Annotated in this window: 18 protein-coding genes and 1 tRNA gene; 7 read left to right on the top strand and 12 right to left on the bottom strand. The window is 60.0% G+C overall.

Features of this window, described 5'->3' with window-relative positions; all coding sequences use genetic code 11:
* Window positions 1–131: 131 nt before the first annotated feature.
* The 4 genes from NWQ23_RS04540 to NWQ23_RS04525 all read left to right on the top strand — a co-directional run bounded on the left by NWQ23_RS04540 (window position 132) and on the right by NWQ23_RS04525 (window position 3,447).
* Entirely contained in the window at window positions 132–815 is a 684-nt protein-coding gene (locus tag NWQ23_RS04540; RefSeq protein WP_306165061.1) for a hypothetical protein, read from the top strand.
* Between the two features lie 96 nt (window positions 816–911).
* On the top strand, window positions 912–2,948 hold the full coding sequence (locus tag NWQ23_RS04535) for an ASKHA domain-containing protein (RefSeq protein WP_306165060.1): 2,037 nt from the start codon (window positions 912–914) through the stop codon (window positions 2,946–2,948).
* A 48-nt stretch (window positions 2,949–2,996) separates the two neighbouring features.
* Window positions 2,997–3,070 (top strand) — tRNA-Gly (locus tag NWQ23_RS04530).
* 26 nt (window positions 3,071–3,096) lie between these two features.
* Complete coding sequence (locus NWQ23_RS04525) at window positions 3,097–3,447, top strand: RidA family protein (RefSeq protein ID WP_306165059.1); 351 nt, start codon at window positions 3,097–3,099, stop codon at window positions 3,445–3,447.
* A gap of 10 nt (window positions 3,448–3,457) precedes the next feature.
* Here NWQ23_RS04525 and NWQ23_RS04520 read toward each other — a convergent pair whose 3' ends face one another.
* The 9 genes from NWQ23_RS04520 to NWQ23_RS04480 form a co-directional block, all read right to left on the bottom strand.
* On the bottom strand, window positions 3,458–3,916 hold the full coding sequence (locus NWQ23_RS04520) for a prepilin peptidase (protein WP_306165058.1): 459 nt from the start codon (window positions 3,914–3,916) through the stop codon (window positions 3,458–3,460).
* Between the two features lie 46 nt (window positions 3,917–3,962).
* Entirely contained in the window at window positions 3,963–5,564 is a 1,602-nt protein-coding gene (gene pgi / locus NWQ23_RS04515; RefSeq protein ID WP_306165057.1) for a glucose-6-phosphate isomerase, read from the bottom strand.
* Window positions 5,565–5,567: 3 nt separating this feature from the next.
* The gene (gene pgl / locus NWQ23_RS04510; RefSeq protein ID WP_306165056.1) at window positions 5,568–6,239 is read right to left on the bottom strand and encodes a 6-phosphogluconolactonase; all 672 of its coding nucleotides are present in this window, start codon (window positions 6,237–6,239) and stop codon (window positions 5,568–5,570) included.
* A gap of 60 nt (window positions 6,240–6,299) precedes the next feature.
* Window positions 6,300–7,754, bottom strand: coding sequence for a glucose-6-phosphate dehydrogenase (zwf, locus tag NWQ23_RS04505; RefSeq protein WP_306165055.1), 1,455 nt, complete (start codon window positions 7,752–7,754; stop codon window positions 6,300–6,302).
* A gap of 85 nt (window positions 7,755–7,839) precedes the next feature.
* On the bottom strand, window positions 7,840–8,424 hold the full coding sequence (locus tag NWQ23_RS04500) for an HNH endonuclease (protein WP_306165062.1): 585 nt from the start codon (window positions 8,422–8,424) through the stop codon (window positions 7,840–7,842).
* 351 nt (window positions 8,425–8,775) lie between these two features.
* A complete protein-coding gene (locus NWQ23_RS04495; protein ID WP_306165054.1) occupies window positions 8,776–9,444 on the bottom strand; it encodes an alpha/beta hydrolase in 669 nt (222 codons plus the stop codon).
* A complete protein-coding gene (locus NWQ23_RS04490; RefSeq protein WP_306165053.1) occupies window positions 9,441–10,085 on the bottom strand; it encodes a DNA-3-methyladenine glycosylase in 645 nt (214 codons plus the stop codon). The genes NWQ23_RS04495 and NWQ23_RS04490 overlap by 4 nt, the downstream gene beginning before the upstream one ends.
* Window positions 10,067–10,789 carry a cobalt-precorrin-6A reductase gene (locus tag NWQ23_RS04485; RefSeq protein WP_306165052.1) on the bottom strand — a complete coding sequence of 241 codons (723 nt, stop codon included), beginning with the start codon at window positions 10,787–10,789 and terminating at the stop codon, window positions 10,067–10,069. Before NWQ23_RS04485 ends, NWQ23_RS04490 begins: the two co-directional genes overlap by 19 nt.
* On the bottom strand, window positions 10,786–11,835 hold the full coding sequence (locus tag NWQ23_RS04480; protein ID WP_306165051.1) for a cobalt-precorrin-5B (C(1))-methyltransferase: 1,050 nt from the start codon (window positions 11,833–11,835) through the stop codon (window positions 10,786–10,788). Before NWQ23_RS04480 ends, NWQ23_RS04485 begins: the two co-directional genes overlap by 4 nt.
* A gap of 98 nt (window positions 11,836–11,933) precedes the next feature.
* Here NWQ23_RS04480 and cobA point away from each other — a divergent pair, with 98 nt between their 5' ends.
* Genes cobA through NWQ23_RS04465 form a run of 3 tightly spaced genes read left to right on the top strand, consistent with a single transcriptional unit; the run spans window position 11,934 to window position 15,294 of the window.
* The gene (gene cobA, locus NWQ23_RS04475; RefSeq protein ID WP_306165050.1) at window positions 11,934–12,785 is read left to right on the top strand and encodes a uroporphyrinogen-III C-methyltransferase; all 852 of its coding nucleotides are present in this window, start codon (window positions 11,934–11,936) and stop codon (window positions 12,783–12,785) included.
* Between the two features lie 4 nt (window positions 12,786–12,789).
* A complete protein-coding gene (locus tag NWQ23_RS04470) occupies window positions 12,790–14,037 on the top strand; it encodes a cobyrinate a,c-diamide synthase (protein ID WP_306165049.1) in 1,248 nt (415 codons plus the stop codon).
* A gap of 42 nt (window positions 14,038–14,079) precedes the next feature.
* Window positions 14,080–15,294 carry an MFS transporter gene (locus NWQ23_RS04465; RefSeq protein WP_306165048.1) on the top strand — a complete coding sequence of 405 codons (1,215 nt, stop codon included), beginning with the start codon at window positions 14,080–14,082 and terminating at the stop codon, window positions 15,292–15,294.
* A gap of 78 nt (window positions 15,295–15,372) precedes the next feature.
* On the opposite strand, the gene NWQ23_RS04460 is transcribed toward NWQ23_RS04465, so the two are convergent.
* From NWQ23_RS04460 to cysS, 3 genes are all read right to left on the bottom strand, one after another.
* A complete protein-coding gene (locus NWQ23_RS04460) occupies window positions 15,373–16,140 on the bottom strand; it encodes a squalene/phytoene synthase family protein (RefSeq protein WP_306165047.1) in 768 nt (255 codons plus the stop codon).
* Window positions 16,140–17,765: a citramalate synthase gene (gene cimA / locus NWQ23_RS04455; protein WP_306165046.1), complete on the bottom strand. Its 1,626-nt coding sequence runs from the start codon at window positions 17,763–17,765 to the stop codon at window positions 16,140–16,142. Before cimA ends, NWQ23_RS04460 begins: the two co-directional genes overlap by 1 nt.
* Window positions 17,766–17,832: 67 nt before the next feature.
* Window positions 17,833–19,266, bottom strand: coding sequence for a cysteine--tRNA ligase (gene cysS / locus NWQ23_RS04450; RefSeq protein ID WP_306165045.1), 1,434 nt, complete (start codon window positions 19,264–19,266; stop codon window positions 17,833–17,835).
* Window positions 19,267–19,434 lie beyond the last annotated feature (168 nt).

Raw genomic sequence — 19,434 nt, 5'->3', positions numbered from 1 at the left:
ATCTCCATCAACCAGTCTCCTTGGGTGGTATCGTTGGCACGTCCCTATTGCATGGTTACGACCGAACCGAAAGACCCAAACGGAACAAAGCAGCCTTGTCGCGGAGGCGGAAACCGCAGAAGGTCGGCGTCATGACGCAACAGAACGCAGATTCAGTCTCTTGGTGGCATGTGGTCGGGCGCATGGCGTGGCGCATCGGGGTCATTCTGCTTGTCGTCGTCATTGCAAAATTGGGTGTGGATTGGCTTTTGGCCAAAATCGCCCTTTTGGAAAGTGATAGCGCCGCGCAAGCGATGATGGGGCTGATCGTCACGGTCTTGTTTGGCTACGCGATCCTGCTCGCGATCCCCTTTGTGCCCGGTGTCGAGATCGGCATCGCGATCCTTGTGATTGTCGGGGCTGAAGCGGCCCCTTTTGTCTATCTGGCGACGGTTTTTGGGCTAAGCCTTGCATTCTGCATTGGCCAGTATGCGCCGCTCGAGCGGATCATTCGGTTTTGCAACGATCTGTATCTCTTGCGGGTCGCAGCCTTGCTTGAACGGATCGCGCAGACACCCCGACAGGACAGGATCGACGCGATGCACGACAGGCTCCCGCGCTGGATGGCGGCTGCCTTGTGCAACTACCGCTATGTGACGCTGGCACTTGGGATCAACCTGCCCGGAAATATCGCACTTGGGGGTGGTGGCGGGATCATGCTGGCGGCCGGCATCAGCCGCCTGTTCCAGACCCGCTATGTGCTTTTGACGATTCTGCTGGCCACTTTGCCCGTCCCACTGGCGGTCTGGCTCTTGGGAACCGACATCCTGCAATAAAGCATGACGCTCTGCATAGTCATTATGACGGATACAGGCCTTCCCTTTGGGCGCGCAAAAGATACATTCGCGTCAACAACAATCAGGCGCCTGTAAATGTCCAACGATCCACTTGTTATCTTTACCCCGTCTGGCAAGCGCGGGCACTTCCCCGTGGGCACGCCAGTGCTGACCGCGGCGCGGCAACTCGGGGTCGATCTCGACTCTGTCTGCGGCGGGCGCGGGATTTGTTCCAAATGCCAGATCACGCCGTCCTATGGCGAATTTTCCAAACATGGCGTGACGGTTGCCGATACGGCCCTGTCGGAATGGAACAGCGTCGAGCAACGCTATCAAGACAAGCGCGGGCTGAAAGAGGGCCGCAGACTTGGCTGTCAGGCGACGATCCAAAGTGATGTGGTCATTGATGTGCCCGCCGAAAGCCAGGTGCACAAGCAAGTCGTGCGCAAACGGGCCGAGGCGCGCGAGATCACGATGAACCCCTCGACCAAGCTTTATTATGTCGAGGTCGAAGAGCCCGACATGCACGACCCGTCCGGTGATCTGGAGCGGTTGGTCAAGGCGCTGCGCCATGACTGGGGCCTGCCCCATCTCGAGGCCGATCTGGGCGTGCTGAAAACCCTGCAAAAGGCCCTGCGCAAAGGCGAATGGAAAGTCACTGTAGCGATCCATCTGGGCGACGCGGTCTTCAGCCCCCGCATCATCCAGATCTGGCCCGGGTTCTACGAGGGCAAGCTTTACGGGCTGGCGGTCGATCTTGGCTCCACCACTATCGCAGCACACCTGTGCGATCTGCAATCTGGCGAAGTCGTCGCCTCTTCGGGGATCATGAACCCGCAAATCCGCTTTGGCGAGGACCTCATGAGCCGCGTGAGCTATGGCATGATGAACCCGACCGGATCGGATGAAATGACCAAGGCCGTGCGCGAAGGCATGAACGCGCTGTTCGTGCAGATCGCATCAGAGGCCGGGATCGACCGCAACCTGATCGTGGATGCCGTGTTTGTCTGCAATCCGGTCATGCACCACCTTTTCCTTGGCATTGACGCCTATGAATTGGGACAAGCGCCCTTTGCGCTCGCCACATCGGAAGCGATTTCGCTGCGTGCGACCGAATTGGAACTGAACCTGCATCCCGCCAGCCGCGTCTATATCCTGCCCTGTATCGCGGGCCATGTGGGTGCGGATGCGGCGGCGGTCGCACTGTCCGAAGCCCCTGACAAATCCGAAGACCTTGTGCTGATCGTCGATGTGGGCACCAACGCCGAAATCCTGCTGGGCAACAAGGAAAAAGTGCTGGCCTGTTCGTCGCCCACCGGTCCCGCCTTTGAGGGGGCACAGATCAGTTCCGGCCAACGCGCCGCCCCCGGCGCGATCGAGCACGTCGAGATTGATCCGGTCACCAAACTGCCCCGCTTTCAGGTCATCGGGTCTGATATCTGGTCGGACGAGCCCGGTTTTGATGCGGCCATTGCAGGCAGCGGGATCACCGGGATCTGCGGGTCTGGCATTATCGAAGTGATTGCAGAGATGCGCATGGCAGGCATCGTCGATGGTCCCGGCCTGATCGGATCGGCCGAACAAACCGGATCGCCCAACTGCTTCCCCGACGGGCGGACCAATTCCTATCTGCTTTACGATGGCACCGAAAACGGCGGGCCAAAGATCACGGTCACGAATACCGATATCCGGCAAATCCAGATGGCCAAGGCCGCCCTGTATTCCGGTGCACGGCTGCTGATGGATAAATTCGGCGTCGATAAGGTCGACCGCGTTGTACTGGCGGGGGCCTTTGGCGCGCACATCAGCCCCAAACACGCGATGGTGCTGGGCATGATCCCCGATGCGCCATTGTCCAAAGTCACAAGTGCGGGCAATGCCGCAGGCACAGGCGCGCGGATCGCGCTGCTGAACACTGACGCACGGCGCGAGATCGAAGAAACCGTGCATAAGATCCACAAGATCGAAACCGCCATCGAACCGCGCTTTCAAGAGCATTTCGTAAACGCCTCCAATATCCCCAACGCGGTCGAACCCTTCCCGATCCTCAACAGCATCGTGGAACTCCCCGACGTGAACCACAACCAAGGCGGCGGTGGCGATGCAGGGCGGCGGCGCAGGCGGCCGCGCTGATTGCCGCTTGACGCGGTGCGGTGGCGCAATTACCTCCGTCACAGCGATGCGGGTATGGTGAAAAGGTATCACGAAAGCTTCCCAAGCTTCAGTTACGGGTTCGATTCCCGTTACCCGCTCCACGAACTTCCAATAGATGAGGGCCACGATGCCAGAGATTACCCGCAAGCATACCAACGCCCGCATGAGCCAGTTGGTGATCCACAATGGCATCGCCTATCTGGCCGGACAGGTCGGCATTCCGGCGGCCTCGATTACAGATCAGACCAATGATGTTCTTGCCAAGATCGATGCGCTGCTGGCCGAAGCTGGCACCGACAAGACCAATATCCTGACCGCGCAAATCTGGTTGTCCGATATCGGTACGCAGTTTGCCGAAATGAACGCAGCTTGGGATGCCTGGGTGCCTGAAGGCCACGCCCCTGCCCGCTGGACCGGCGAAGCAAAGCTTGCCACACCGGACTATCACGTCGAGATTATCGTGACGGCGGCTATCTAGCCTTCATAGATCACAGCAGGAAGAGCGCGGACAAGCCTGCGGCGGCGATAGGAATGGTCATCGGCAAGACTGCATTTGCCAGCCAATGCCACGTGCTTTGGTCCGAGCCGATGGCCTTGCGCAGTTGAACGACCAACACCGAACTGACAAAGAAAGCCCCCATAAAGACAATGAATGCCAGAAAGGCTTTGTCCAAGGGCACAAAGAGCGCGACGCCTGCCATCAGCTTGACCGCACCGGCGCCGATCCCCGCAAAGGCAAAGAGCACAAGCCCGAAAAGAAAAACCGCACCAGCCAGTCCCAATTGCCAGTAAACAGCTGTCCAGTCTTCGGCAGTCACCGCAACCGCGACGAACAAGGCCACGGGCAGGAACGTCAGCCAGTTTGGAATGCGGCCGGTCTTGACCTCAAGCACGATCGCAACGATCAGTATCGCGGCCATCACGAAGGGTGCATATTGGGCGATCATGGCTCTGTCCTTTGTCTTTTTGCGGATCTATGGCGACATCCGCGCGCTAAGACACCCCATGTTTTTGCAAAAACCCAACAAGTGCGGCAGTTGAGCCATCTTTGCCTTCCGCCGATTTTTTGCCTTCCACAACAGGCTGCAAGGCAGTTGCCAGTTCCTTGCCAAGTTCGACGCCCCATTGGTCAAAAGAGTTGATGCCCAGCACGACACCCTCCACAAACACACGGTGTTCATAAAGCGCGATAATCTGGCCCAGTACTTCCGGCGTTAGTTGCGGATAGGCGATGGTGACCGAAGGGCGGTTGCCCTTGAACACGCGGTGGCGCGCTTGGCGCTCCAGTTCTGCGCCCTCGAATTTATCCGCCACTTTCGCGCGGGCCTCGTCCAGTGTGCGGCCGCGCATCAGCGCTTCGGATTGGGCCAGACAGTTGGCCACAAGCAACTGGTGCTGATGGTGCAGATCATCCTCGTGGCCGCGCGCCGCGACCAGAAATTCACAAGGCACCACCCGCGTGCCCTGATGGATCAGTTGGTAAAACGCGTGCTGGCCATTCGTACCCGGTTCACCCCAGACAACAGGGCCGCTCTGCTCTGCCAGATCAGCGCCGTCCATACTGACGCCCTTACCGTTACTCTCCATCTCCAACTGCTGCAGATAGGCAGGCAGGCGGACCAGAAGATTGTCATAGGGCAGCACAGCACGGGTCGTGTAGCCGCAAACCTGATTATGCCAGATGCCGACAAGGGCCAGCATCGCCGGCATGTTTTCCAGCCAAGAGGCGGATTTGAAATGCATATCCATCGCCTGCGCGCCGCGCAGGAAAGCACGGAAAGCCTGAGGCCCGATCGCGATCATCAGCGAAAGCCCGATCGGCCCCCAAAGAGAATACCGCCCCCCGACCCAATCCGCGAACCCGAACACGCGCGATGGATCAATCCCGAAATCGGCGGTCTTGTCGGCGGCGGTGGACAGGGCCACAAATTGCGCGCCTGTATCGGTAACACTCTGCCCCATCCACGCCTGCGCCGTGCGCGCGTTGGTCATCGTTTCGATCGTGGTAAAAGTCTTGGAGGCCACGATCACCAAAGTCGTCGCCGGATCACATTGCCGCAAAACCCCCGCAATATCGGCAGGATCGACGTTGCTCACGAAATGACAGCGCGGACCGTCGTGATAGGGGGCCAAAGCCTTGACCGCCATCGCCGGACCCAGATCAGAGCCACCGATACCGATGTTCACCACATCAGTGATCTTGCCACCCTGCCCCGTGAAACGCCCCTCGCGCACGTCAGCGGCAAAGCTTTCCATACGGGCCAGTGTGTCCAGCACGCCGGGCATGACGTCCTGACCATCGACCAAGACCGGGCCACCATCAAGGTTGCGCAAGGCGGTATGCAACACCGCACGCCCTTCGGTTTCATTGATCGGTGCGCCCGCAAACATGGCCGCACGTTTTGCCGCTACGCCGCTGCCGTCGAGCAGTTGCAACAACAATTCGCGGCCCGTTTCATCAATATTCGTTTTTGCGTAATCAAGGCGCATGTCACCGGCCTGCACCGAAAAGGCGGCGGCGCGGTCGGCATCGACCATTGCTTCAAAACGGCGGTCTTTGACCTTCGCAAAATGTTTGTGCAAGTCGTTCCACATCGCCTAGCGCTCCGCCCAATGGATGACTGATCCCGGGAGTACAGCCGCAACGGGCGCCTCTTCGGGGGTGAGATGCCGTGCACGCTCCAGCGCTTCGCGCTTTTCCGCGCCAATAATCACGATATGGCGGCTCATTGCGGCTTTCAGCACCTTGGCAGACAGGGTGATCCGGGGTTCGGGCGCACCGGGCGCGCGCATCGCAACCAAGCGGTCATCGCCGTGCAGCGCCAGATCCAGCTGATCGGCACCGGGAAAGATCGACGCTGTGTGCATATCGGCTCCCATGCCCAAGAGCATCACCGAAATCGGCAATTCCGGGGTCAGGGCCTCGGCCAGTTCGGGCAGTTTTTCTTCGGGCGTTTCAGCCTCTGCATAAAGCGGGATGTATGTGGCCGCGGCGGCGCGTTCGATCAGCAACCGCTCGCGGATCAGTTTGGTATTCGAGCGGTCGGATGTCTCTGGTACCCAGCGTTCGTCGGTCAACAACACATGGACCCGCGCCCAATCCAGATCGACCGCGCAAAGGTTGTCAAAGATCGGTCCCGGAGTCGTCCCGCCGGGAACTGCGAAAGAGGCGTGTTCATGCACCAGCAAGCAGTTCTTCAATTCGCTGGCCAGCGTATCCGCAAGCTCCATCATCATCATTTCGGCATCTGGATAATCGACGATTTTCATGGCCCAAGTCCTTTTGGTATTTGGTCATTCAGTCATGCAAGGCGTTGCCCCAAAACGCAATCAGACCTTGATCTCGCGCCATTTCCGGCCATCGCGGTGCATCAGCACCTGCGCATCCTCTGGTCCGTTAGAGCCCGCATCATAAAGCTTGGGCACATCGTTGCGCTTTTCCCAGCTTGCAATCAATGGGTCCGTCCATTTCCACGCGGCCTCTACTTCGTCCCCGCGCATGAACAGCGTCTGGTTGCCACGGATCACATCCATGATCAGGCGCTCATAGGCGTCTGTCACTTCTTCTGCATCATCGCCCAAGGCATCGGCAAAGGTCATATCCAGCGGCACGTCGATCAGGCGCATACCCCCCGGGCCCGGCTCCTTGATCGTGACCTGCAAATCCATGCCTTCGTTGGGTTGCAAGCGGATCGACAGGATATTGCGATGGCGGGCTTCATCGCCTTCAAAGATCGTGTGACCCAAGTCCTTGAACACGACAGAAATTTCAGAGGCGCGGGTTTTCATCCGCTTTCCCGTGCGCAGATAGAAGGGCACGCCGGCCCATCGCCAATTGGCGATCTGGCAGCGCATGGCCACAAAGCTTTCGGTAAAGCTGCGCGGGTTTTCCGCATCTTCGCGGTAGCTGGGGCCATCGGGACCTGCATCATACTGGCCGCGTACGATGTGATGGTGATCAACCGGCTGCAAGGCTCTGATCACTTTGAGTTTTTCGTCACGGACCGCATCGGCCTCGAACTGGCCGGGAGGTTCCATGGCGATCAGGCACAACAATTGCATCAGGTGGTTTTGCACCATATCGCGCATCGCGCCGGATTTGTCGTAATAGGCCCCGCGCCCGGCGACGCCCACGGTTTCGGCAACAGTGATCTGGATGTGATCGACGTAATGATTGTTCCAAAGGGGTTCGAACAGCATATTGCCAAAGCGGACCGCCATCAGGTTTTGCACGGTCTCTTTGCCCAGATAATGGTCGATACGATAAATCTGGCTTTCGTCGAAATGGGCCGCCAGCGTTTTGTTCAACGCATGCGCGCTTTCCAGATCGCGGCCAAAGGGTTTTTCAACGACGATCCGGCTGCTTGAATTGGCAATCTTGTTTGTGTGCAGGCGTTCCGCCAAATCACCAAAAAGCGACGGTGCGACAGAGAAATAGAAGGCCTGCACGACATCCTGCCGGACCAAAGCGGCCAATTGGGGCCAGCCGCCTTCGCCTTTGGCGTCAATCGCAACATAGTCCAGTTGTTGAAGAAAGGCCTCCAAGCCATTGGTATTGCGCGATTCTGGCCCGCCAAATTCGGCCACGGCCTCGGAAATCATGGCCCGATAGCCATCCGCATCAAGCTCGGAGCGTGCCGCACCGATGATCCGCGACCCCGCAGGCATCTGCCCCGACAGGAACCGCCGGAACAGACCGGGCAGAATTTTGCGCCGGGCCAGATCGCCGGTGCCGCCAAAGATAACCAGATCAAATTCATCGACCGGAATGACCCGAGAAACCATAGTCAACTCCCCTATGGATGGTGCGTTAGCGCTAACGCCGCTTTCCTAACCCGCATACGCGCGCAAGTCTAGCACCGGAACGGCCCTAAGCCTCCAGTTCTGCATCCCAATAGAGAAAATCCATCCAGCTTTCATGCAAATGGTTCGGCGGAAACTTGCGCCCGACGTTATGCAACTGTTCTGGAACAGGCCGCCGGGGTGGTTTGCGCAGGCTCATCCCGCATTGTCTCAGCGACCGTGACCCCTTGCGCAGGTTGCAGGGCGAACAGGCCGCCACCACATTTTCCCAGCTTGTCACCCCGCCACTGGCACGCGGCACGACATGGTCGAACGTCAGATCGCCCTTTGCGCCGCAGTACTGGCAGCAAAACGAATCTCTTAGGAACAGGTTAAAGCGGGTGAAGGCCACCTGCTTTTGGGGTTTGATATAGTCCTTCAGAACGACAACCGAGGGGATCCGGATCGAGGTCGACGGGCTGCGCACCACCTCGTCATATTCGCTCACGATATCAACGCGGTCGAGCCATGCAGCCTTGACCGCTTCCTGCCAGGGCCACAGCGACAAAGGGTAATAGGACAAAGGTCTGTAATCGGCATTCAGAACAAGTGCCGGGTAGTGTTTGAGCGCACCGGGCGCGCGCACAAAGTCTGTTCTGAAATCCGTCTGCATCATTGCTCACATCCTAGATCGGCTGTGCGGGGTGCAGTTGAGGCGGCAATCCCGCATTCCTTCTTGATTAGGACTATATATCGCGTCAGAAATGTGACAACCCCCAGAATATGCGACAAAAAGTAGAAGATGCCGCGCGCGACGGCCTTTGCACAAATTAAAGGCTGGTACCGCACAGGATCAGCACTTTCCGCAACGCTGGTCTTGTTCGGTTCCATGCCTTTTCGCGAAAATGCAGCATCTGCCGACCCGCCCTCTTTATCGGGCGGAGGTGGCGGTGAGGCTGTGAAACGCTTGATCGCGACGGACGGATCGAAAGGTTATCCTCGACCCAGTTTCAGTGGACCTCGACTAGCTTAGTCCCAAGCGGTCTTGCATAAAGGCCAAGGCAACGGACAGACCGTCAGGTGCTATGCCATGGCCCGTCCCTTGCATGATATGGGCAAAAACCTCGGTCCAACCGGCCTCTTGCAAGGCCTCTGCCGCCTGCGGTAGCGATTGGACCGGCACCACATCATCCCGATCGCCGTGAATGAGCAAGATCGCCGGACGACTTCGGGTTTCGTCCGCCAGTGAATAAGGCTCCAGCAAACGCCCGGAAAACGCAACAACTCCTGCAATCGCATCTTCGCGGCGCGGGACGACATGCAAGGCCATCATCGAGCCTTGTGAAAATCCCAGCACGATAACCTGCTCGGGCAGCAGGTCTTCGTCCACCATCACCCCGTCAAGAAACGCATCAAGATCCGCCGCAGCCCGTTCGAGCCCTGCGCGGCTCTCTTCCTCGCTTGAACCGTCGATCCACGGAAGCGGAAACCATTGCAGACCCATGGGGGCGGCCATGCAAGCCTCTGGCGCGTCGGGGGCGATGAACAGCGTGTCTGGCATATGTTCGCCCAATGGATCGGCCAACCCGATCAGGTCTGCTCCATTGGCCCCGTAACCATGCAAGAACACCACGCAAGATCGGGTTTCACCTGATACCGGCTCGCGCCGCGTTGCTTCCAATGCACGTGTCATCTGATCCCTTCCCGTTGGTTGTCATGCTTGTAGTAGGCCCACATGATCCGCGCCGCAACCGACCGCCACGGGGACCAGGCCTGCGCCATGGCGCGCAATTCCCGTTCCTTGGGACGCTGGGGCAGATCAAAGATCAGTTTGGCCGCTTCCTGCAAAGCCAGATCGCCCGGCGCAAAGACATCCGCCCGCCCCAGCGAGAACATCGCGTAGATCTCGGCGGTCCATGCGCCGATGCCGGGGACAGCGACCAGCGTCTTGATAACGTCCTCGGTCGGAAGCCCCCGCAAAGCCGCATAGTCGATCCGGGCTGCAACCAGCGCTTTGGCATAGCGCGCCTTTTGACGGCTGAGCCCCAGCGCGCGCAGATCATCCTCGGAGGCTTGCGCGATCATGTCGGGGCATGTCATGTGCGCCGCCTGCAACCGCCCCCAGATCGCATTGGCCGATGCAAGGCTGACCTGCTGGCTGACAATAGCGCTCAGGACCTCGGCGAACCCATCCGGCTTGCGTCGCAAAGGCAGGCCCGGCAAGACCTGCATCACTTGCGCAAAACGCGGTTCTTCCTTGCAGAGCCACAGCGCCCCTTCGGTAACGCAGGCATCTGTGGTGATGATCCGCTCTCTCACAGCGCCCGCACCCATTCCAGTGCGGCAGCGACGGTTCCCACAACAGGCCAGTCCCCCATCGGTGGACGGGCCAGCATCAAGACGGGGATATGCAATTGCCGCGCGGCTGTCAGCTTTGTCCTGCTTGGCGCGCCGCCTGCGTTCTTGACGACCAGCCACTCTACGCCAAGCTCTTGAAAAAGCGCCACTTCGTCAGAAACCGAAAACGGCGGCCGCCCCACCAGATACCGCCCGCCCGCAAAGGGGAATGCATCTGTTGGCGGATCAATCTGGCGGCAGATGACGTCGCGGCCTTGCAGGTTGGCGAACCTTTCCAAGGTCTGCCGCCCGGTCCCCAGAAACACAACCGCCCCCAAAGGAATATGCAAAGCAGCGTCTTCCTCTGTCTTGATCTCGGTCCAGTTGTCACCCGCAACGGGGTGCCAAGGCGGGCGCAGAAATTGCAGATATGGCAATCCTCGTGCGGCACAGATCGCCGCCGTGCGCCGGGTGATCCGGTGGGCATAGGGATGGGTGGCGTCCAGCACCGCAGTGATCCCCGCCTCTTGGAGATAGGCCACAAAGCCTTCGGTCCCGCCAAAGCCCCCACTGCGCGTTGGCAGGGCTTGCGGCTCTGGCAGGCGTGTCGCACCGGCCAGCGAGATCACCGCGTCATGCCCTTGTAAAGCCTGCGCAATTTGCCGCGCTTCGCCGGTGCCGCCCAAGATCAACAGGGTCATGGGGCAGCCTTTGCGATGACCGCGCCCGCGCGATCAATCACGACGATATCAAAGCCGATCCCCGCGCCGCCGAAACGCGCATTGACCTGGGCGAGGGCCGCTTCTGCAACGGCCTGCGCAAGGGCAGCCCCACCCATCTCGAATGCCTCAAGTGCGGTATTCGCATCGGCCACTTGGCGCACACCCGCCAATGCCGCCAGCGCCTTGAAATCGACCTGAGAGCGCGCGGAATGTAAATCCACTGCGCCCTGTGCCAGTTTGGTGATCTTGCCGATCCCGCCGCCGATGGTAACGCGGGACACCGGATGCTTGACCAGATATTTCAGCATGCCGCCCGCAAAATCCCCCATATCCAACATCGCATGATCGGGCAGTCCGTAAAGCGCCTGCACGGTCTTTTCCGAAGTCGCACCGGTACATCCCGCCACATGGGTCAGGCCATCGGCGCGCGCCACATCAATGCCGCGATGGATCGAGGCGATCCATGCAGCACAGCTAAAGGGGCGCACAACACCTGTGGTGCCAAGAATAGACAGACCGCCCGCGATGCCCAAACGGGGGTTCCATGTCTTCAGGGCAAGCTCTTGCCCGCCCGGTACAGAGACCGTGATGGTCACATCAGCAGGTTGCCCGAACTGCGCTGCCACTTCTGTCACCACATCCGTCATCATCTGGCGCGGCACAGGGTTGATGGCAGGCTCGCCCACGCCAATCGGCAATCCGGCTTTGGTCACGGTGCCCACACCGTCGCCTGCCAGAAAGACGATGCCACCGCCGGATACAGACACGGTGACAACAATCAGCGCCCCGTGCGTCACATCAGGATCATCGCCCGCGTCCTTGGTGATGCCGACCCGCGCCCAGCCCTCGCCCGCCTCTGCCAAAGCCAGCGGAAATACGGGCGTTTCACCCTTTGGCAAGGTGATCCCCACCTCAGCCGGAAAGGCACCGCCCCATAGCCGGGTCAGCGCCGCTTTGGTTGCAGCGGTCGCGCAAGCGCCCGTGGTCCAGCCACGGCGCAACTCTCTGGTAGGTGCCTCTGTCATCGGTTGCGACGATAGGCAGGTGCAACAATGACGGCAATCCGCAATCACGCGTCGTTTGCCACCTTTCCAAGGACAGATCAGAGCGGCATAAAGGGGGCATGAATACCGATATCCCTCTTCCCGCCCATAGATGGCCCAGCCTCGAACCCGGGTGGGTCTGGCTATGCGGTGCCGGCCCCGGCGATCCGGGGCTGTTGACGCTGCATGCGGTCAATGCGCTGCGACAAGCGGATGTGGTGATTTACGATGCCCTTGTGCAGGAGGATATCCTTGCCTGGGCGCCGCAAGCCGAACATATCTATGCGGGCAAACGCGGTGGCAAACCTTCGGCCAAGCAGCGCGATATCTCGCTGCGGCTGGTTGATCTGGCGCGCGCGGGCAAGCGCGTGCTGCGGTTGAAAGGCGGCGATCCTTTCGTCTTTGGGCGTGGCGGGGAAGAGGCGCAGACGCTGGTGCAGCACGGTATCCCGATCCGCATCATCCCCGGCATTTCCGCAGGGATCGGCGGGTTGGCCTATGCGGGTATCCCTGTGACCCACCGCGACGTGAACCAGTCAGTGACCTTTGTGACCGGCCATGACCAGTCCGGCAACACGCCGGGATCACTGGACTGGGCCAGCATATCCAAAGGCAGTCAGGTCATCGTGATCTACATGGGGATGAAGCATATCGCCACGATCGCAGACCAGTTGATCCGCGCCGGACGCAGCCTGCATGAACCTGTCGCAGTCGTAACAACCGCTACGACAGAGCATCAACAAGTGCTTGAAACCACACTGGGCACGATTGTTGCCGACATCGACGCGGCGAAACTCGAACCGCCCGCCATCATCTGCGTCGGGCAATCGGTGCTGATGCGGCAAGTGCTGGACTGGCAAGGGATGGCCGCGGGCGAAGCGCCCCGCAACCTTGATCCGCTGGGGCGCGGACGCCCTGCCGAATCCGCCTGAGCCGATGAGCTTTGTGATCGCAGCCCCTGCGTCCGGCAGCGGCAAAACCACGGTCACCTTGGGGCTTTTGCGCGCCTTCAGCCGCAGCATGGCGATCCGTGGTGCCAAATCCGGCCCCGACTATATAGACCCACGCTTCCACGAAGCGGCCTGCGGATACCCCTGCCTGAACCTTGACGCCTGGGCGATGACGCCTGCGCGGATCAGGGCGCTGGCATCCGGCCCCCTGCCGCTGGTCATCGAAGGCGCGATGGGTCTCTTTGACGGCGCGCCGCCCGATGGCAAGGGGGCCGCCGCTGATCTGGCCCGTATTCTTGATCTGCCTGTTGTTCTGGTCATTGACGCGAGCAAAATGGCAGGCTCTGTCGCGGCCTTGGCCCAAGGGTTCATCCAGCATGACCCTTCGGTCAAGATTGCAGGCGTCATCCTGAACAATGTGGGGTCCCCCCGGCACGAAGCCATGCTGCGCCGTGCTTTGGCCGATATACCCGTCTTTGGCGCGATCCCCCGCGCGGCGTCATTGACCCAACCGTCACGGCACCTTGGCTTGGTGCAGGCGCAGGAACGGCCCGATCTGCAAAGCTATCTGGATCAAGCAGCCGATCTGATTGCACAGCATTGCGATCTGCCCCGGTTGCAGTCGCTCTTGCGGCCCATTGGCCATCAGCCTGCTGCCAAGGGCATCACCCCTCCTGCCCAAAACATTGCCGTGGCGCAGGACGCAGGTTTTGCCTTCAGCTATCCGCATATGGTGCAGGACTGGCGCGACGCAGGGGCGGCGATCACGTTTTTCTCGCCACTTGCCAATGACGCGGCACCGGCGTGCGATTTCATCTTTCTGCCCGGAGGGTATCCAGAGCTGCATGCCGGACGTTTGGCCGACAACAGCGTCTTTCTGGACAGTTTGCGCCAGACAAAGGCGCAGATTTACGGCGAATGCGGGGGATATATGACCTTGGGCGATGCGCTGACGGATGCGGATGGCGTCACACACCGGATGGCGGGATTACTGCGGTTGCAGACCTCTTTCGCCACCCGCAAGCTGCACTTGGGCTACAGGCAGCTGACAGCAAAGTCAGGGCCGCTCAAGGGGCGGTGGAGCGGCCATGAATTCCACTATGCGACGACGTTGCAGGCCGAAGGCCCACCACTTTTTGACGCGACCGATGCCGAAGGTACAAGACTTGCGCCAATGGGTTTGATCCAGAACAATGTCTCCGGCAGCTTCGCCCATATGATCGATGCCAGCTAAGCGCCTCTTGCAAGCGCGCCAGACCGGGCGTACCGATACGAAATGACATATACCGACGATACCCGCGCCAAGCGCAATGTGGCCGTTCTTGTGATGGCCCAAGCCATTCTTGGGGCGCAACTCCCCATGATCTTTGTGATTGGCGGTCTGGCAGGCGGGCAGTTGGCCTCCAACGTGTGCCTTGCGACCTTGCCGATCTCCTTTATCGTCTTCGGGTCGATGACCACGGCCCCATGGCTCAGCCCCTTGATGCAGCGCAACGGGCGGCGGTTCGGTTTCTTTCTGGGGGCATTTGCGGGGGCGGTGGGTGCGGCCGTATCCGCCTACGGTCTTTATACCAGTTCGTTCACCATCCTGCTGGTGGGCTCATATCTGACCGGTATCTATATGTCGGCACAGGGGTTTTACCGCTTTGCCGCGACCGATACCGCCTCTGACGCCTTCCGGCCAAAGGCCATCTCATACGTCATGGCGGGCGGGCTCTTGTCGGCCGTATTCGGGCCGCAACTGAATAAGCTGGTCCAAGACGCCTTTGTCGTGCCCTTTCTGGGGACCTATCTGGCGATCATTGTGCTGAACCTTGTGGGCATGTTGCTGTTCCTTTGGCTGGACCTGCCAAAAGGATCAAGGACAGAACCGCAGGTTGTTGTGCAAGCCGGCCGCAGTCGGCGCGACTTGTTGCGCGACCCGCGGATCATCGTCGCGGTGATCTGTGCGATGGTGTCTTACGCACTCATGAACCTTGTGATGACCTCTACACCGCTCGCCGTTGTGGGGTGCGGGTTTACGAAGAACAACGCCAATGACATCGTGTCAGCCCATGTGCTGGCGATGTATGCGCCCTCTTTCATCACCGGCCATCTGATCGCCCGTTTCGGGGTGGAACGGATCATGGCGACGGGCCTTGTGATCCTTGCGGCTGCTGGGGTCGTGGCCTTATCCGGAGTCGCTTTGCCGAACTTCTTTATCGCCTTGATCCTCTTGGGCTTTGGCTGGAACTTCGGGTTTATCGGAGCCACAACCATGCTGGCAGGCGCACACCGTCCCGAAGAGCGCGGCGTGGTGCAGGGCATGAACGACATGATCGTCTTTGGTATGGTGACCGTCGCGTCGCTGGCCTCGGGCGGATTGATGAACTGTTCCGGCGGGACCGCTGTGGAAGGCTGGAACGCGGTGAACCTTGCGATGGTGCCGTTCCTCGTGCTGGCCGGTGGATCATTGATCTGGCTGGTCCGGCAGCCCAAGATGGCGCACTGAAGACGCGAAGATTTTTAGCTAAAAATCTTCAGCGTCGATCAATTTTCGTCGAAAATTGATCGCTGGCCGGACAGGGCCTTACCGCCACCATCCGCGCAGCGAGACGTTGAGAAACCGCAGACTATCCCGCGCCGGATTGGTCTCAAGCGCATCTTGCGCCACGCGGTCGGGATCAGAGCGCACCATGCGCAGGATAGGACGTGCGTGATAGCCCGCCAGCAATGCCGCACCTGACGCCTTGGAGACAGCCTTGCGGTTTGCTTTCGCCTGATCAAGGCTTTGCGAGGCTTGATCGGCCAAGGCCAGAAGACCCGCCCGCGATCCATCAATCAGCGGCTTGCGGTTTTGCGCCTCAAGCGCCGGAATGGCCTGAAAGATATTCGCAACCCCCACGCCATAGGCGAAGTTGCGCACAACGCCCTCATCCGCCGCACCCAGCAGCCGTGCTGCCGTCCACATCAAATGCCCAGAGGTCGCTTGGATATACTCGTCAAAATGCGCGCGATCCTCGAACGGGTCCTGATAGACATCCCAACGTCGGGCGGCGATCAGACCATCCAGACAGCGGGCCGCTTCCGCATCCAGGCAACCCGCAAGCGCATCGACCACCTCGTGCCGACGCACGGTTTGGCCTGTCGCGATTTCTTCCAGCGCATCGCGCCACCATTGCAAGCGCATCTCGGCGATCATCGGTTCTTCGGTCACCCAAGGGGCGCGCGCGACTTCGATGTTGAAGGCATAAAGCGGAAACAGGATGTGCCGCGCCGAAACAGGACCCGCCATTGCCGCCCGAAACCGCAGCGGATCGGCCTTTTCCACCAGGGCGGCACAGGCGTGAAAGCTCATCAGGCCTCTGCCTTTGCCCCATCGCGGATCAGCTTCCAGTTGATCGCATCGATCAGCGCATCAAAAGAGGCATCCACGATATTCGCACTGACCCCCACGGTCGACCAGCTGCGCCCCTGCCCGTCCTCGTTGTCGATGATCACGCGGGTCACGGCCTCGGTCCCGCCATTGGTGATGCGGACCTTGAAGTCCACAAGCTGCATATCGTCGATCATCGCCTGATAAGGGCCAAGATCCTTGGAAAGTGCGCGGCTCAAGGCGTTCACAGGGCCCTGGTCGGACCCGTCCGGGCCTTGGCTTTCGCTGACGTTCAGCATCTTCTGACCACGCACCTTTGTGACCACAACCGCTTCCGAGATCGAGACCATGCGGTTGCGCTTGTCCTTGCGCCGCTCGACGGTGACGCGGTAGCGTTTGACCTCGAAGAACTTGGGCAGCAGGCCCAATTCTTCCCGTGCAAGTAGTTCGAAACTGGCCTGCGCTGTGTCGTAAGAATAGCCCTGCGCCTCGCGCTCCTTGATCCGGTCGACAATCCGCGCCAAGGCCGGATCATCGGCGGCGACCTCTATGCCTGCATCCAGCAGACGCGCGCGCAGGTTGGACTGGCCGGCCTGATTGGACATGGGCACGATGCGGGTATTGCCGACGGCGGCGGGGTCAATATGTTCATAGGTGCTGGGGTCTTTGGCGATGGCACTGGCGTGCAGCCCCGATTTATGGGCAAAGGCCGAAGCCCCCACATAGGGCGCCTGTTTGGCCGGGACGCGGTTAAGGATATCATCCAGCATCCGTGACGCCCGACGCAGACCCTTCAGCGCCTCGGGTGTCACGCCGGTTTCAAAACGGCTGGCAAAAGGCTCCTTGAGCAGCAGCGTCGGGATCAATGTGGTCAGGTTCGCATTGCCGCAACGCTCGCCCAACCCGTTGAGCGTACCTTGAATCTGCCGCGCTCCGGCCAAGACCGCAGCGAGCGAATTGGCCACCGCATTTTCGGTGTCATTGTGGGTATGGATGGCCAGATGATCGCCGGGGATGCCGCTGGCGATGACTGCGGTCACGATTTCTGTCACCTCTTGCGGCAGAACCCCACCGTTAGTGTCACATAGCACGATCCAGCGCGCGCCCGCGTCAAAGGCTGCATGGATCGCCTCCAGCGCATAAGCGGGGTTCGCTTTGTATCCATCAAAGAAATGTTCGGCATCAAACAGCCCTTCGCGCCCTTGCGCGGTGATATGGGCAAAACTGGCGGCGATGTTTTCGGTATTGTCGGCAAGACTGATCCCCAAAGCCGTCGTGACGTGAAAATCATGCGCCTTGCCCACCAGACAGACTGCCTGGGTGCCTGCATTCATCACCGCCGCCAGCACATCGTCGTTCGCAGCCGACCGTCCGCTGCGCTTGGTCATGCCAAAGGCGGTAAAGGTCGCACGGGTTTGGGGCGGGGCCGCAAAGAACGCGGTGTCGGTCGGGTTTGCGCCGGGCCATCCGCCCTCGATGTAATCAAGGCCAAGTGTGTCGAGAACTGTCGCGATCTGGTGCTTTTCAGCAGCCGAAAACTGAACTCCTTGCGTTTGCGCACCGTCACGCAGCGTGGTGTCAAACAGATAGAGGCGTTCTTTCGTCATGCGCCTGCACCCCGCACCCAAAGACTGGTCGAGACTTTGTTTTCAAACTTTCGATGAAAGCTTGTCATCACTTCCCCTCCAGCTTTGCTGCGTCAAAATCAGGACCCGGTGTCCAAGTGGCCTGACCGCCCACATCGGTGACCTGTACACCGGCGGCGGTCAGGATGTCGCGCACCTCGTCGGCACGCGCCCAATCCTTGGCCGCACGTGCGGCCGCCCGATCCGCCAAAAGCGCATCAACGATCTGCGCAATCGCGGGCACCACACCGGAGCCTGCCTCGCCCCCGTCAAACTGCGGGATCGCGGCCCAGTCATTGACCAGCCCCAGCATCTGCAACCCATAGGCAAAACCCGCCAAGGCGACAGGCGTTTTCCCCTTGGCCAAAACATGCAAACGGGACAGCGCACCGGATGTGTTCAGATCATTCGCCAGAACCCCGATGAATTCCGCGTCCGCCTGCCATTTGCCATCGGCCCTCAGAGCCGCGATCAGCTCTGGCCCAAAACCATGCCCATGCAGGATGCCGTACCATTTCCGCAAGGTGCCTTCGGCCTCGGCGCGGCGGGCCTCGGTCCAGTCCATTGTCTTGCTGTAATGTGTGCCCAGCATCACCAGACGGATCACCTCGCCCGGGATACCCTGATCCAGCAGGTCGCGGATGGTAAAGAAGTTGCCCAAGGACTTGGACATCTTCTTGCCCTCGACCTGCAACATCTCGTTGTGGATCCAGTAGCGGGCGAATGCGCCATGCGGATGGGCACAGGCGGACTGTGCGATCTCGTTTTCATGGTGCGGGAATTGCAGGTCATTGCCGCCGCCGTGAATGTCAAAGCTCTCGCCCAGCAATTCATAGCTCATGGCAGAGCATTCGATATGCCAGCCCGGACGCCCGTACCCCCAAGGGCTGCTCCACCCCGGCACGCCGTCACCTGATGGCTTCCAGAGGACAAAATCCATCGGATTGCGTTTGTAGGGCGCAACTTCCACCCGCGCACCGGCGATCATATCGTCCAACGAGCGCCCCGACAGCGCGCCATATGCGGCATAACTGTCTACGGCAAAAAGCACGTGGCCCTCGGCCTCATAGGCGTGATCCTTTTCCACCAGATCCGCGATCATCGTGATCATCTGGGCGATGTAGTCGGTTGCACGCGGCTCATGGGTTGGCCGCTGGGCCCCCAATGCGTCCAGATCATCGTGATACCACTGGATCGTTTCCGCCGTGATATCGCCAATGGCGCGACCGGTTTCAGCGGCGCGCGCGTTGATCTTGTCATCGACATCGGTGAAATTGCGCACATAGGTGACGTGGCCCGCGCCATAAATCTCTTTGAGCAGGCGGAACAGCACGTCAAACACCAGCGAAGGCCGCGCATTGCCCAGATGGGCGCGGTCATAGACCGTCGGCCCGCACAGGTACAAACGCACATTGCGGGGGTCGATCGGGACAAAGTCCTCGCGTCTGCGGGTCTTGGTGTTGTTCAGCCGGATAGTCGTCATAGTGCCTCGCACGTGCGTTACGCCGCGGGCTTACCAAGTTCAGTTCTGATGTGAAACGTGAAAGAGCAACCCGCGACAGATGTCAGCAGATAATAATGCAGCAGGTAATGATGCAGTTGCTTTTCATGGGGATGCCATAGCAGGTGGAAGCGTTGGCGTCCAGAATTT

Origin of the sequence: Yoonia sp. (genome assembly GCF_030731595.1) — a bacterium.
Taxonomy (GTDB): Bacteria; Pseudomonadota; Alphaproteobacteria; order Rhodobacterales; family Rhodobacteraceae; genus Yoonia.
Note: the sequence above shows the minus strand (reverse complement) of the source record. Positions and strands in the feature narration are given on the sequence as shown.